The following is a 13010-nucleotide window of genomic DNA, read 5'->3' on the forward strand; positions in this document are numbered from 1 at the left end:
GGGGGCGTTGGGGCGCGCGGGGCCCCCCCCCCCCCCCCGCCAATTCATGCATTTACACTGAAATCCTGGGGCTGCTGCGCAGCCCGATCGCGACACAAGGCCGCTCCTACAAGGGGCCGCGTTCACCTTGCAGAACGCTGAGGCCCATTTTCATCGGCTATTGGCTTCCAGCCAGTGCCTCTATCATGCCTCCCATACAGCAGGACAATCATCAATCAGGAGTTCCCATGGCAGAGCGAGCAATCCGCGCATCTTACGCAGGCGTGGCTTATCAGGTGAACATCACCGACGGCCAGCACCAGTGGGCCAGTGACGTTGACACGCAGGCAGGCGGCGGGGATGTGGGGCCGTCGCCGCATGCGTTGTTACTGTCGTCACTTGGTGCCTGCACCTCGATCACCGTTGCCATGTACGCCCAACGCAAGGAAATGCCGCTGGAAGCCATCGATGTCGATATCCGCATCGAGCATGAACAACTCGGTCGCAAACCGAAGATCCAGATCGCCCGCGAGATCACGCTGCGTGGGGCGCTGAGCGCCGACCAACGCGCGCGTTTACTGGAAATCGCCAACGCCTGCCCGATTCACAAGGTGTTGAGGGGCGAGATCAGCATTGCAAGCACGCTTACCTAAATATCAAAAGCAAGCCGAGCGAGGTCGTCAAGCGCCTTTGCGACCGGTTACGCACTGAGCGCCTGGCGCTGCAAATGACCCAGGCCGAACTGGCCGGGCGTGCTGGTATTGGCGTAAACACCGTGTCCAACCTCGAAGCCGGGCGCAACGTTGGCTTCGAAAATATCGTGCGTGTGGCAATGGCGCTTGGCCGGACCCAGGAGCTCGAGGGCCTGTTCCTGCCCAAACTGGACAGTATCGAGGATATACGGCGCTACGAAATCAGCGCCAGCCGTGTTCGGTACAGAAGGAAAGCTGGCAGTCAAAGAAACTTGCCTTCCTGATGTCGCCAGCAGGTCGCTGGCAACTGGCACCGGCCTACGACGTAACGTTCTGTGAAGGGCCAGGTGGCTACCACCAGATGGATGTGATGGGCGAGGCGCTGGCAATTTCCCGCGCACAAGTGCTAAGGCTTGCTGAAGAAGCAGAAGTGCCTCTGGACGCTGCCTGCAAACTGATTGACCGCATCTGCAATGTGGCCGGTGAGTTTGCAAGCATTGCCGGGCAACTGTGCCAGGGGTTATCACCCCCGATACCTTACAGACAGTTCAAGGGCGGATTGATCAGAACGTTGCCCTGCTGCGCCAGTGACAGCCCGCGACAGTCACAGGATCGGACACCGTGGACCCGGTTGAATGTGGCCTACCTGCAGGAGCCGGTGTTTGCGCAGTGTATCCGGGGTTGAAGCGGTCAGGCAGGTCTCTCGCCTGTGCCGGCCTCTTCGCGTCGAACCGCCGCGAAGAGGCCGGCACAGGCAGCAAACATTTCCTACTGTTCAGCACATGCTTCTTTCACCAGCCAGTCAATCAGCACCTGCAGCCGTTTGGGCATGCCGTCATGGTGCGGGTGAACCAGGTAATAGCCGTAATTGGACGTGTCGCGAAAGCCGCCAAAAGGCAACACCAGCTCACCCTTGTCAATGCGCTCACGCACCAGCTGTTCCCGGCCAATGGCGATGCCAACGTGATTCAGCGCCGCAAGCGTGCAAAGGTCGGAGCGATCGAAGGTCAGGAACCTGCGCGGCAGGTCCACATCCTTGCCCGTAGCGCTGGCCCACAGCTGCCATTCCGCGTCGAATGCAGCGTTGTCCCAGGCCGCCACATCATGCAAGGCGGTGCAGCGCCCCAGCTGCTTCAGCTCGCCGGTCAAACCATGGCTTTCTGCGTAATGGGCAGAACACACCGGGGCAATCCGTTCGCCCATCAAGTGAATGCTGGCAAGCCCTGGGTGATGGCCATCCGAATAACACAGCACCAAGTCGATCTTGCGGGTTCGATAATCGATGCTCTCGTTACCCACCCTGATATCCAGCTGGATATCAGGGTAACGGGAGGTGAACCGGGCAAGGCGTGGCACCAGCCAGCACTGCGCGACTGATGGGCGAACGTACAGGGTCAGCTGGCCGGCAATCTCGCCATGAGCGCGTTCCTGAACGGCTTCGTTGATCTCGTCCATCGAGCGCTGCATGACCGCGAACAGGCGTTCGCCGTCTTCGGTCAGGCTTACCTTGCGCGGCATGCGGTTGAACAGTTTCAACGCCAGCTCGCGCTCGAGCCGGTTGATGCGGTGGCTCACGGCGCTTGCACTCAGGCACAGCTCATCGGCCGCACGCGCAAAGCTCAGGTAGCGCGCAGCGACCAGAAACACATGCAGGCTGCCCAGATGGGCACCATTGAGCTTGATTGTGCCGCGGCCGGGCTTGTTCATTCAGCAGTCCTTGTGCACAGGTCAGGTGCGTGTCAGCAGGGCCCGGCCTTTCGCCAGGTAAGCCTCGAACTCGGCTTGCGGCACCATGCTGCCGCCCGTGCCCCAGACCAGGTGCGTGGCGGCTTGCAGTTGGGTTGCACTGTAGCCCAGGCGTGCCAGGTAATCGCGGGATTGCAATACACGCACCATACCGGGTACGCCTGCCAGCGCAGAGGGTTCCAGCTTGACCTTGTCCTGCTCGAAGGCAATGACCATCAGGCGGTACAGCGCTTCATCAGTAACGGTGTAGTAGCCATCGATCAGCCGCTGCATGGCTTTGCCGACAAACCCGGACGGGCGCCCGACTGCCAGGCCGTCGGCGGCGGTGATGTTGTCGATGCCGAAGTCCTGCACACTGGTTTCATCGTGCAGGCCTGTGTACACGCCCAGCAGCATGCAGGGGGAGTGGGTGGGCTCGGCAAAGATGCAATGCACGGCGTCACCGAACACCAGCTTCAAACCGAACGCGACGCCACCCGGGCCGCCGCCGACACCGCAGGGCAGGTACACAAACAGCGGGTGATCGGCGTCCACCTTGATGCCGGCCTGGTCGAATTGCCGCGCCAGGCGCTCGGCCGCTACGGCATAGCCCAGAAACAGTTGCGGGGAGTTCTCGTCGTCAACGAAGTAACAGCTGGGGTCGGATGCGGCCTGCTGGCGGCCCTGTTCGACGGCAACGCTGTAGTCCGACGCATGCTCAACGACCGTTACACCGTTGGCGCGCAGCTTGTCCTTTTTCCACTGTCGTGCGTCGGACGACATATGCACGCTTACCTGAAAGCCCAGCTTCGCGCTCATGATGCCAATCGACAAACCCAGGTTACCGGTCGAACCCACGGCGATCTTGTACTGGCTGAAGAACGCACGCGCCTGCTCGCTGGCCAGTACCGCATAGTTATCGGCAGGCGTGATCAGGCCGGCCGCCAAGGCCAGGTCCTCAGCGTGCTTGAGCACTTCATGAATGCCGCCGCGGGCCTTGATGGAGCCTGAAATGGGCAGGTCACTGTCTGCCTTGAGCCACAGGCTACCCGCGTTCTGCAGTGAACCTTCCTCGATAAGCAACAGGCGAAGCTTCGGCAGGGGGGCGATGTGCGATTCGATAACCCCGCCAGCAGCTGCGGTTTCGGGGAACACGGTGGCGAGGTAGGGCGCGAACCGCTGCAGTCGCTCGCTGGTGGCCTGCACGTCTTCAGCCGTCAGGCCTACGTCGCTCAACGCTTCTGAGGCCTTGGCAATGCCCGGGTTGAACCAGCGGGTTTCCTTCAGGGCGACCAGGTCGGCGATGATCGGGTGGCTTTGTTGCCAGTCTTGTAGGGTTTTCCCGTGGATCATGATTTCACCTGTAGCTCAGTCTTTGCACAATTAGAGTTCAGTTCTCTGTGTGGCTCAAACGATCACTCTTCACCCTACGGGTGAGCCTGTGTCATGCATCGCGGCAATGCCCGGGATGGCTCAACGGCGCGCTGCCCAGGCACAGTTCAAGGCTGCCACGGCAATCGCCAGCGCCGCCCCGGCATAGGCCCACAGTGCCGGTACCTGCGGCAGCAGTACCCCGGCAAGCATCGGCCCGAGCCCGGCGCCGATGTCGCGCCACACGGCGTTGCCGGCCAACGCCTGGATACGTTGCTGCGGGTTGCGCAGGGCGACCAGGGTCATCACCAGCGGCAGTTGCAGGGCGCGTAGCACCAGTACGAAGAAAGCGCCGATGAACAGCCAGTAGCTGCCGAACAGCAGCAGCGCCAGCGAAGTGGCCAACGACAGCACCACCAGCATGCGCAGCGGCCCGAAGCGCTCGGCCAGGCGCCCGCCGAAGGGGCTGAAGAGCATTTCACTCAGGTAGCGCACCGCCATCAGCACACCCGCTGCCAGCACGCCTGACTCACCCAGGTGGGTTTGTGCGTACAGCGAAAGGCCGAAGATGAACAGGCCGTCCAGGGTTACCCCTTCGATGAAGGACCAGGTGGCGATGCTGTCTGGCAGGCGCAGCCGTCGGCCGCCGCTGCTGGTGACGGGGTGGCCGGTGCAGGGCAGGGCGCGCGCCCGCCACAGCCCGAACAGGGCGCTGATGCAAAGCACGAAGAACACGCTGCGCGAGCCGTAGGCCTGGGCCATCACAGCACCCAGCGGCAAGGCCAGCATCGGCCCGATCGACAAGGTCGCCCGCGAACGCCCGGCACGCCGGGCCGCACCCTGGGCTTCGGCGGTGGCGAGGGTCTGGGTGCTGAGGTTGAACGTGGCAAAGCACAGGCCCCAGACCAGGCGCAGTCCCAGCAGGGCGGCAAAACCGGACAGCGTCGCGTTGCCCAGGGCACAGACTGCTGCGGCGAATGCGGCCAGGCTGCAGGCCGCGCGGTCGCCATGACGGGCATAGAAATGCACCACCCAGCCATAGCCGATGATACGCACCAGGCGGTTGGCCGCCAGCAGTACACCGGCCTCGGCCAGGGTTACGCCGAAGTCGGCGGCGTACATCGGCAGCAACAGGTAGAGCAACACATCACTGGGCAGGCACAGGCCAAGCACCTGGGCGGCGTTGCGCGAGTCTCGGTCGGCGCGGTGGGTTTGCACCGGGGTGGCGGCGGACGACATGACAATCTCGTGACAGGGGTGAGGGGGCAGGATAACCCAGCGAGCCTCGAACCTTGCGCATGGGTGCCATGGATGTGTTGCCTGTGCTGGCCTGTTCGCGGCTAAAGCCTCACAGGTACAGTGCTAACTTGAAGCCAGCGCAATCTCTGTGGGAGCGGGCGTGCCCGCGAAACAGGCGACGCAGTGGATGGCACCGGCTTTGCCGGTGTTCGCGGGCATGCCCGCTCCCACAGAGATTGCGCAAGCTCTCAAATGTTCGATAAGACAGTTGCCACAGGGTTGGCGTCCTCATGCTAACTCAGCACACACCGCCGCGTGCCCAGCCGGTGCAGGCCGCACCGCTGATGTGCTCGTCCTACCTGCCGACCAGCAGCCGAAGGCAGTTTAGCGGGCGCTCAGACGACCGGGCCAGAAGCCACGCTGACACCTGCCAGCGTGGTAAAGGAGATGTCCTTGGCAGTGAGCAGGAAATCGCTCACATAAGGCACTTCCAGCATGTCGCTGCGCAGCGCCGCGTAAAGGTTCGCCTGCAAACCCTGTTCGCCAAGGCGTTTGGCGGTCACGTAACCGCGCGAGCTGTACTCGTGCACGGCCCAGTTGGGCAGGCAGCACACGCCACGCCCGGACGCCACAAGCTGCATCATCATCACCGTCATTTCCGCGGTGCGTAGCTGCGCCGGCTCGATGTCTGCAGGGTCGAGGAAGCGGGTGAAGATATCCAGGCGGTTGCGCTCGATCGGGTAGGTGATAAGCGTCTGGCTGGCAATGTCGGCAGGTTCCAGGTACGGCTTGGCGCGCAAGGCATGCTGGTTGTCGATGGCCAACAGTGCCTCGTAGCCGAACAACGGCACGTAGCTGATGCCCGGCAGTGTCACCGGGTCGGAGGTGACCACCAGGTCGAGGTCGCCGCGCTCCAGGGCGGGCAGGGGAGCGAAAGAGACGCCGGAGACCAGGTCCAGCTCTACCTCGGGCCACGCGCTGCGGAATTCATCCACCGAGGGCATCAGCCACTGGTAGCAGCTGTGGCATTCGATGGCGATGTACAGCCGCCCGGCAGAACCCCCGGCCAGCTTGCCCAGCTCGCGTTCGGTATTGCGGATCTGCGGCAGCACCTGGTCGGCCAGCTGCAGCAGCTTCAACCCGGCACTGGTGAAACGTACCGGCCTGGACTTGCGCACGAACAGGGGCATGCCGATGCGTTCTTCCATCTCGCGGAACTGGTGCGACAGGGCTGACTGGGTCAGGTGCAGGCGCTCGGCGGCCTCGTGCAGGCTGTCGGTTTCACGCAACGCGTGGAGGGTTCGCAGGTGGCGTAAATCGATCATGAGTACTCAGGCAGATCGACGCAATGATGCGGAGGTTGCCGCATGATTGCGTGATCCTGACAATCCCTTTGAATGGTTTCCGTTAGCGGGGCAGCGGCTCACGCCACCTCGTGCATGGCGAGGTTGCGGTACTGCCCCTTGAAGTACAGCAGCGGCTGGGTTGCCGCCGCTGTCTGCAGGTTCAACGCTTTCACTTCGCCAATCACGATCAGGTGGTCACCGGCGACATGTTCGGCGTGGATCTCGCAGTCAAGCCAGTGCAGGCAACCGTCAATGATCGGGTTGCCCAGCGGCGACGCCTGCCATTGCACGCCGTGCCACTTGTCGGCGCCGCGCTGCGCAAAGCGGTTGGAAATGCCGACCTGCTCACCTGACAGGATGTTGACCATGAAGCGGCCTGCCTGGCGGATCTTCGGGTAGCTGGCCGAACCTGCCATCACACTGAATGACACCAGCGGCGGGTTCACCGACACGCTGTAGAACGACTGGCAGGTAAAACCGACCAGCTCACCGTCAAGGTGCGAGGTGATCACCGTGATGCCGGAGGCGTAGTGGCCGAGCGCCCGGCGAAAGCTGGAAGGCTCGATGGCGGTACCAGAAATCAACATGCTAGGTCCTGTGGCTGCGTTTGCTTCAGCGGGCGTTTGCCAGTTCCTGGCGGACGATGGCAGCACCTGCACTCAGCGCCTTGAGCTTGCCGTTGGCAACTTGGCGAGGCAGGGGCGCCATGCCGCAGTTGGTGCAAGGGTAGAGTTTGTCGGCATTGACAAACTGCAGGGCCTTGCGCAGGGTGTTGGCAACTTCCTCGGGCGTTTCGATGGCATGGTTGGCCACATCGATGGCGCCGACCATGACTTTCTTGCCGCGAATCAGCTCGATCAGGTCCATTGGCACATGCGAGTTGTGGCACTCCAGCGAAATGATATCGATGCTGGACTGCTGCAACTTGGGGAAGGCCTCTTCATATTGCCGCCATTCCGAGCCCAAGGTCTTTTTCCAGTCGGTATTGGCCTTGATGCCATAGCCATAGCAGATGTGCACGGCCGTTTCGCACTTCAGGCCCTGGACAGCCCTTTCCAGGGTGGCGACACCCCAGTCGTTCACTTCGTCAAAGAACACATTGAACGCGGGTTCGTCGAACTGAATGATATCGACGCCGGCAGCTTCCAGTTCCAGGGCTTCCTGGTTAAGAATCTTGGCGAATTCCCAGGCGAGTTTTTCCCGGCTTTTATAGTGGCTGTCATACAGCGTGTCGATCATGGTCATCGGGCCTGGCAGCGCCCACTTGATCGGCTGGGTAGTTTGCTGGCGCAGGAACCGGGCATCGTCGACAAACACCGGTTTTTGCCGGGCGACAGCACCGACTACAGTCGGTACGCTGGCATCGTAGCGATCGCGAATACGCACGGTTTCGCGTTTCTCGAAGTCGACACCGCTGAGGTGCTCGATAAACGTGGTAACGAAATGCTGGCGTGTCTGCTCGCCGTCACTGACGATATCGATACCGGCGTGCTGTTGTTCCTGCAAGGCCAGGCGCAGGGCGTCCTGTTTACCTTCAAGCAGTTGCTCGTTTTGCAACTTCCAGGGTGACCAGAGTGTTTCCGGCTCGGCAAGCCAGGACGGTTTGGGCAAGCTGCCGGCGGTGGACGTTGGAAGCAGTGTGTTCATGAACGGTAACCTTGTGCTTTAAAGTGATCAGCGGGTGTATTGAGCGGACCATTGCTCGAGCGTGGCCTGGTACGGTTTGACAAATTGCTCCTCGGCGAATTTGCCCTGCTCGATTGCCAGGCGGCTGCGTTCTTCCCGGTCGTAGACAATGCGCGTGAGCGAGTAGTCCTGGTGCTTGAGGCTGGGCTGGTAGGACTTGCCGGCTGCGGAGTTGGCGTTGTAGATCTCGGGGCGATAGATTTTCTGGAAGGTATCCATGGTGCTGATGGTGCTGATCAGCTCGAGGTTGCTGTAGTCGGCCAGCAGGTCACCGGCAAAGTAGAATGCCAACGGTGCAACACTGTTCGGCGGCATGAAGTAACGCACCTTCAGGCCCATCTTGTTGAAGTACTCGTCGGTCAGGGAGTATTCGTCCTGCTGGTATTCAACGCCCAGCACGGGGTGCTGGTTTTCGGTGCGGTGGTAGGTCTTGCTGCTCGACACGCTCAGGCAGATAACCGGTGGCTTGTTGAAATGCGCTTTGTAGGTTGACGAGTTGATGAAGCACTTGAACAGGTTGCCGTGCAGCACGCCAAAGTTCTCAGGCGTGCTGAAAGTTGGCAGGCCTTTGTTGTGCTCCAGCAGCAGGACACTGAAGTCGTAATCGCGCACGTATGATGAAAAGTTGTTGCCGACCATGCCCTCGAAACGGGTATTGGTCTTGTGGTCGACAATATGGGTTTTCAAAATTTCAATCAGCGGCAGGGCACTGCCATGCGCTTCGGCATCCAGGTGCATTTCAACCGAAATGATTTCCAGCTCGACGCTGTAGCGATCATTGTCGGTGTTATCCCAGTGCGCCAGGGCATTGAAGCGATTGTTGATCATCGTCAAGGTGTTGCGCAGGTTTTCCTTGCGATTGGCACCCCGCGCCAGATTGGCGAAGTTGGTAGTGATGCGGGTGTTTTCGGCGGGGTGATAGTGCTCGTCAAAGGCAATGCGCTTGACGGTGAATAAAGGTTCTTTGTTCATGGCGTACGGCTGTCCTGATGCTTGACTCAAGCGCTGTGCCCCTGCTGGGTGTTCAGGGCGGGCGCTCGGTAGTCTTTAAGTTTTCCTTGAATGAGGGCTATTCTAGGCAGGGCGCTGCATGAATGATATTGAAGATAATTCAAAGGTTTTTTAGCTTCGCTCATGATGCGGCGGGCTGATCAGTAGTGGGGATTGTGCTGGGGCTTCAGTGATCTGGCCCCTGTGCTGGCCTCTTCGCGGGTAAACCCGCTCCCACAAGTGGAGTTGGCATGAAAATCTCATGGTCAGCCGAAAACATACGATCTTCGTAACCTTGCACCCACCCTTCATGGAAGAAAAATAAAAGGGGGCTTACATGAGTTGTCTAATCTGCGCAGGGCAGGCCGAATCCGTTGAGTGCGCCCACGGCTGGGAAGAGCGGTGTTGTGCTCGGTGTGGTTGTTACCGAATGTCCCAAACACTCATTCTGGTGATGATGGAAGAGGGGCAGATTTTCGATACCGTGCGAATGCGCGAATGGCTGACGGCACGACGTGTTCTGGTGCCTGTTCCTTCTATCGACCATCACCAGGCAATATTGGCGCGCTAAACGGCAATCCGGGTTGATATCATAATAATATTACCGGCTGCCTGGCGCAGGCCAAGCTTTATCAGAGTATTCCCGATTCAATGAGTTCCCTGTTCCAGGGGATATTCCTGTGCCTGCGCTTCGGGCCAGATAAATGATTGAAGTAGCGCACTTCAACATGGTTAAATCGCGCCGGTCCAGACGCCTGCAAAGGCCCGGGCCATGCGAGATACACGGACGGCTCGCAGCGAATGGCAAGTCGAGCCCCGTGATGTTTCAGCAGCGCAAAGGTTGCTGTGGCGTAATTCACACACTCACTAAAGGGAATTGGAAAGCCATGCTGTTTTCGAACGAGCGGGAAATCATTGGCGGTTACAAGATGCTGCCGACCAAAGACGCCGACGCTATCTACACGCAAAAGAACATGCTGCTCAAGGCTGCCAAGTTCCTCAAACTGGTGGGCTGGTTCTGCATTATTCTCGGCTTGCCCATGCTGTTCCTGCTGGTGCCCGGCATCATCATGATTGCGCTGGGCGTTTTCCTGCTGGTACGTGCCAACAAGAATATCCAGGTGATCGAGCGGGCAACCCAGAGCTATTGCGCTGAAATTGGTGTAGCAGCCGTCTGAAGCTGGCTGCGACAGCCGCGCCAACACCAAAGCCGCAGCCTTTTGTTACTGGAAGAGGTTGCGGTTTTTTGCTTTCGGCGGCCGACGACTGCCAGGCCTGCACGGACATTTCGACCAGACTGCGGCATCATGTGCCGCTCAATCATCACCTCACCCAGGAGACTGCGATGATCAAGGCTGGCGATCAATTACCGGATATCACCCTTTACCAATACAACAACGATGCCGGCGCCTGCGCGATCGGCCCGGTTGCCTTTTCCATTCGCGAGCGCTGCAAGCAGAAGAAGGTGCTGATCTTCGCGTTGCCAGGGGCGTTCACACCGACCTGTTCCGAGCGTCATGTGCCTGGCTATGTAGGTGCTGCAGCCGACCTGTTCGCGGCGGGCATTGACGAAATCCTCTGCGTCTCGGTGAACGATGCCTTTGTCATGAACGCTTGGGGCAACAGCCTGCAGGTGGGTGACGCAGTAAAGATGATCGGCGATGGCAATGGCGATTTCAGCGAGGCACTGGGCATGATCCAGGACCTTACGGCTCGTGGCATGGGGCGCCGCTCGCTGCGCTATGCCATGGTGGTCGACGACCAGATTGTCAAACACATTGCGCTTGAAGCCCCGGGCAAGTTCGAAGTCAGCGATGCGGCGAGCATGCTGGCTGTTATCCGTTAGGTTCATGGCCCAGGCCTTGCAGTCAGCGACTGCGGGGCCACCGAAGTACATTTCAGCCTGCTTCGCGGGTGAACCCGCTCCTACATCGGGCGGTGTTTGGCTGAAGGCTTGCGCGGTACCTTGTAGGAGCGGCTTTAGCCGCGAACACCGGCAAAGCCGGTGCCATGCACCGCGTTACCTGCTACCTACAGCGCCCGTAGCATTTCCCAGAACGATGCCCCCACCCCCATGATGCTCTCACCGGCAATCAGCCCTGCTGCCGCGGTAATCGCAAAGCGCTCGGTGATGCTCGGCCAGCGGCAGCTGACCAGCCAGGTGAGCACTGCGCCAAGCCCCATCATCATGCTGATCGACGCGGGCAGTATGAAGGCCAACCCCAGCGCGGCGGTGCTGGGCAACCAGCGGGCTGCCCGTTGTGGCAGCAGGCTGTCCAGTGCACCCAGCAGCACACCCGCCGTGCTACCGGCCACGATTGCCCAGCGAAGCTCCGGCGACAGCACCCCAAGCCCCTGCGTCAGCGTCTTTGCCACCGCTTTCCAGGTCGCTACGGCTGGCGCCGGCCACTGCTCGGTCAGCAGCAGGGCCTGTGGGTCGGGAATCAGCACCAGGTACACCAGCACGCCGACCACACTGCCGATGAAGATACCGATGCATTGCGCCAGCAACTGCTTGTGCGGCGTGGCGCCTATCGCCAGGCCAACCTTGAAGTCGTTCATCAGGTCGGTGGACTGCCCGGCCGCGCCACCGGCCGTGTTGGCACTCATCAGGTTGATGGCCACCTGGCCGGGGGCGACCAGGCCGAAGCTGAGCTGCGACAGTTTGCCAATGGCGCCAATCGGCGCGATGCCAGTGGCGCCGACCACGCGCGCGGCGACCACGGCAAGGCAAATCGCCAATGGAATGCTGAGCAACGCCATCCACCCATTTATGCCGAACAGCAGCATCTGCAGGGTCACTACCAGGGCGATGGCCAGCAGCAGGCCGGCTGCTGGCCACGGCGTAAAGCGTACCCTGGCGTGCGCCGGCCGCTTTGCCAGGCGGTCGGCGGGCTGACGTCGGGGCCCTTGCAGCAGGCGAACAGCCAGTGACGTCAGGGTTGCGCAGACCATCAGGCTCACGCCCGGCCACAACAGCCATTCCACCAGGGCAGCGAACTGCGGGCCGCTGGCGTTCGGGGCAAGCATCACCAAGGCGTGGTCGACCAGCCACGGCGCCAGGCCGCCCCATGCCAGTGCGGCACCAAGCAGCAGGGTAAGGCCGACGCGAATGCCGATGATACCGCCGAAGCCGACCAACAGCAGAGAAGGGTCGAAGGTGAAGGTCATGCGCTCCAAGGCAGGCGTGGGTGCCCAACGCGGTATCGCCCAGACGAACCCGTCAATCCATTTCACCAACCCCGACAGCAGCGCGGCGCTGCACAGGACCTTGATCCGCAACAGGGCTTCGTGCCCGTGGTGGTAGATCTGCTGCAGCGTTTCCAGGGTTGCCATGCCCTCGGGGAATTTCAGCTCAGGGTCGTTGAGCAGGGCGGGGCGCAGGTACCAGGCGATCCATATGCCCAGAAAACTTACCGAGAACACCCAGGCCATCATTGGCAGCGGGTCCAGTTGGTGACCGGTGAGCAGCGTGTAGGCGGGGATCGGCGCCACGAGGCCGCCGGAAACGATGGAGGCGGCAGCCGAAGCCACGGTCTGGTTGATGTTGCTTTCATGCAGCGTCCACGCGGGCAGGGCCTGCCTGCGCCGCTCCAGGCCCTGCCACAGCACGAAGCCGACCAGCAGGGCGATGATCGACATGTTGAATGACCAGCCGATCTTGAGCCCGGCGTACACATTGGAGGGTGTAAGCAAAATGCCGAGTACCGCACCGGTGAGCACTGCCCGCAGGCTCAGTTCACGTTCGACGCGAACCTTGGGCAGGGCGGTGGCTGGAGCATGTCCCATGGCAATCCTTTGTGGCTGTCGCAAGCGCTCTGGACAACTGAGCCCCCACAGCCATGAAGGTTCCCCTTCGCCAGGGTTTGTACGCGTTGACCTACTCGGTTTCGCTGCGCTTGCGGACCAGGCTGGCACACAGGACGCCGGCCTCGAACAGCAGCCACATGGGCACGGCCAGCAGGGTCTGCGAGAAGATGTC

General features: G+C 61.0%; 13 protein-coding genes and 2 pseudogenes. 6 read left to right on the plus strand and 9 right to left on the minus strand.

Annotated features, from left to right (window positions below):
* The first annotated feature begins 227 nt into the window (after positions 1-227).
* The 3 genes and pseudogenes from IAE39_RS27025 to IAE39_RS27035 form a co-directional block, all read left to right on the plus strand.
* Positions 228-632 carry an OsmC family protein gene (locus IAE39_RS27025; protein ID WP_201207549.1) on the plus strand — a complete coding sequence of 135 codons (405 nt, stop codon included), beginning with the start codon at positions 228-230 and terminating at the stop codon, positions 630-632.
* A gap of 2 nt (positions 633-634) precedes the next feature.
* Entirely contained in the window at positions 635-955 is a 321-nt protein-coding gene (locus IAE39_RS27030; RefSeq protein ID WP_442968463.1) for a helix-turn-helix domain-containing protein, read from the plus strand.
* Positions 937-1262 (plus strand): annotated as a pseudogene (locus IAE39_RS27035) (hypothetical protein); the annotation flags it as partial. The gene IAE39_RS27030 and the pseudogene IAE39_RS27035, both read left to right, overlap by 19 nt.
* Before the next feature lie 177 nt (positions 1263-1439).
* On the opposite strand, the gene dsdC reads toward IAE39_RS27035, so the two are convergent.
* From dsdC to IAE39_RS27070, 7 genes are all read right to left on the minus strand, one after another.
* Entirely contained in the window at positions 1440-2378 is a 939-nt protein-coding gene (gene dsdC / locus IAE39_RS27040) for a DNA-binding transcriptional regulator DsdC (protein WP_201207550.1), read from the minus strand.
* Positions 2379-2399: 21 nt separating this feature from the next.
* On the minus strand, positions 2400-3749 hold the full coding sequence (locus IAE39_RS27045) for a D-serine ammonia-lyase (RefSeq protein ID WP_201207551.1): 1350 nt from the start codon (positions 3747-3749) through the stop codon (positions 2400-2402).
* 120 nt (positions 3750-3869) lie between these two features.
* Positions 3870-5006 (minus strand): MFS transporter, encoded by a 1137-nt coding sequence (locus IAE39_RS27050; protein ID WP_201207552.1) that lies wholly within the window; start codon positions 5004-5006, stop codon positions 3870-3872.
* 395 nt (positions 5007-5401) lie between these two features.
* Entirely contained in the window at positions 5402-6331 is a 930-nt protein-coding gene (locus tag IAE39_RS27055) for a LysR family transcriptional regulator (RefSeq protein WP_201207553.1), read from the minus strand.
* Positions 6332-6429: 98 nt separating this feature from the next.
* A complete protein-coding gene (locus IAE39_RS27060) occupies positions 6430-6939 on the minus strand; it encodes a flavin reductase family protein (protein ID WP_201207554.1) in 510 nt (169 codons plus the stop codon).
* Positions 6940-6964: 25 nt separating this feature from the next.
* Positions 6965-7999 carry a methionine synthase gene (locus IAE39_RS27065; protein WP_201207555.1) on the minus strand — a complete coding sequence of 345 codons (1035 nt, stop codon included), beginning with the start codon at positions 7997-7999 and terminating at the stop codon, positions 6965-6967.
* A gap of 27 nt (positions 8000-8026) precedes the next feature.
* Complete coding sequence (locus IAE39_RS27070; RefSeq protein ID WP_201207556.1) at positions 8027-9010, minus strand: DUF1852 domain-containing protein; 984 nt, start codon at positions 9008-9010, stop codon at positions 8027-8029.
* Between the two features lie 448 nt (positions 9011-9458).
* Between IAE39_RS27070 and IAE39_RS27075 the strand changes: the two genes are divergently transcribed.
* The 3 genes from IAE39_RS27075 (at position 9459) to IAE39_RS27085 (ending at position 10874) form a co-directional block, all read left to right on the plus strand.
* A complete protein-coding gene (locus IAE39_RS27075) occupies positions 9459-9599 on the plus strand; it encodes a hypothetical protein (RefSeq protein ID WP_201207557.1) in 141 nt (46 codons plus the stop codon).
* A 316-nt stretch (positions 9600-9915) separates the two neighbouring features.
* Positions 9916-10206 (plus strand): hypothetical protein, encoded by a 291-nt coding sequence (locus tag IAE39_RS27080; RefSeq protein WP_201207558.1) that lies wholly within the window; start codon positions 9916-9918, stop codon positions 10204-10206.
* A 167-nt stretch (positions 10207-10373) separates the two neighbouring features.
* The gene (locus IAE39_RS27085; RefSeq protein WP_201207559.1) at positions 10374-10874 is read left to right on the plus strand and encodes a peroxiredoxin; all 501 of its coding nucleotides are present in this window, start codon (positions 10374-10376) and stop codon (positions 10872-10874) included.
* A 185-nt stretch (positions 10875-11059) separates the two neighbouring features.
* Here IAE39_RS27085 and IAE39_RS27090 read toward each other — a convergent pair whose 3' ends face one another.
* Both IAE39_RS27090 and IAE39_RS27095 read right to left on the minus strand, forming a co-directional pair.
* Entirely contained in the window at positions 11060-12817 is a 1758-nt protein-coding gene (locus IAE39_RS27090; protein WP_201207560.1) for an OPT family oligopeptide transporter, read from the minus strand.
* A 91-nt stretch (positions 12818-12908) separates the two neighbouring features.
* A pseudogene (locus tag IAE39_RS27095) lies at positions 12909-13010 on the minus strand (Sec-independent protein translocase subunit TatC); the annotation flags it as partial.

It is taken from the genome of Pseudomonas sp. S37, from assembly GCF_016658545.1.
In the GTDB taxonomy this organism is placed as follows: Bacteria; Pseudomonadota; Gammaproteobacteria; order Pseudomonadales; family Pseudomonadaceae; genus Aquipseudomonas.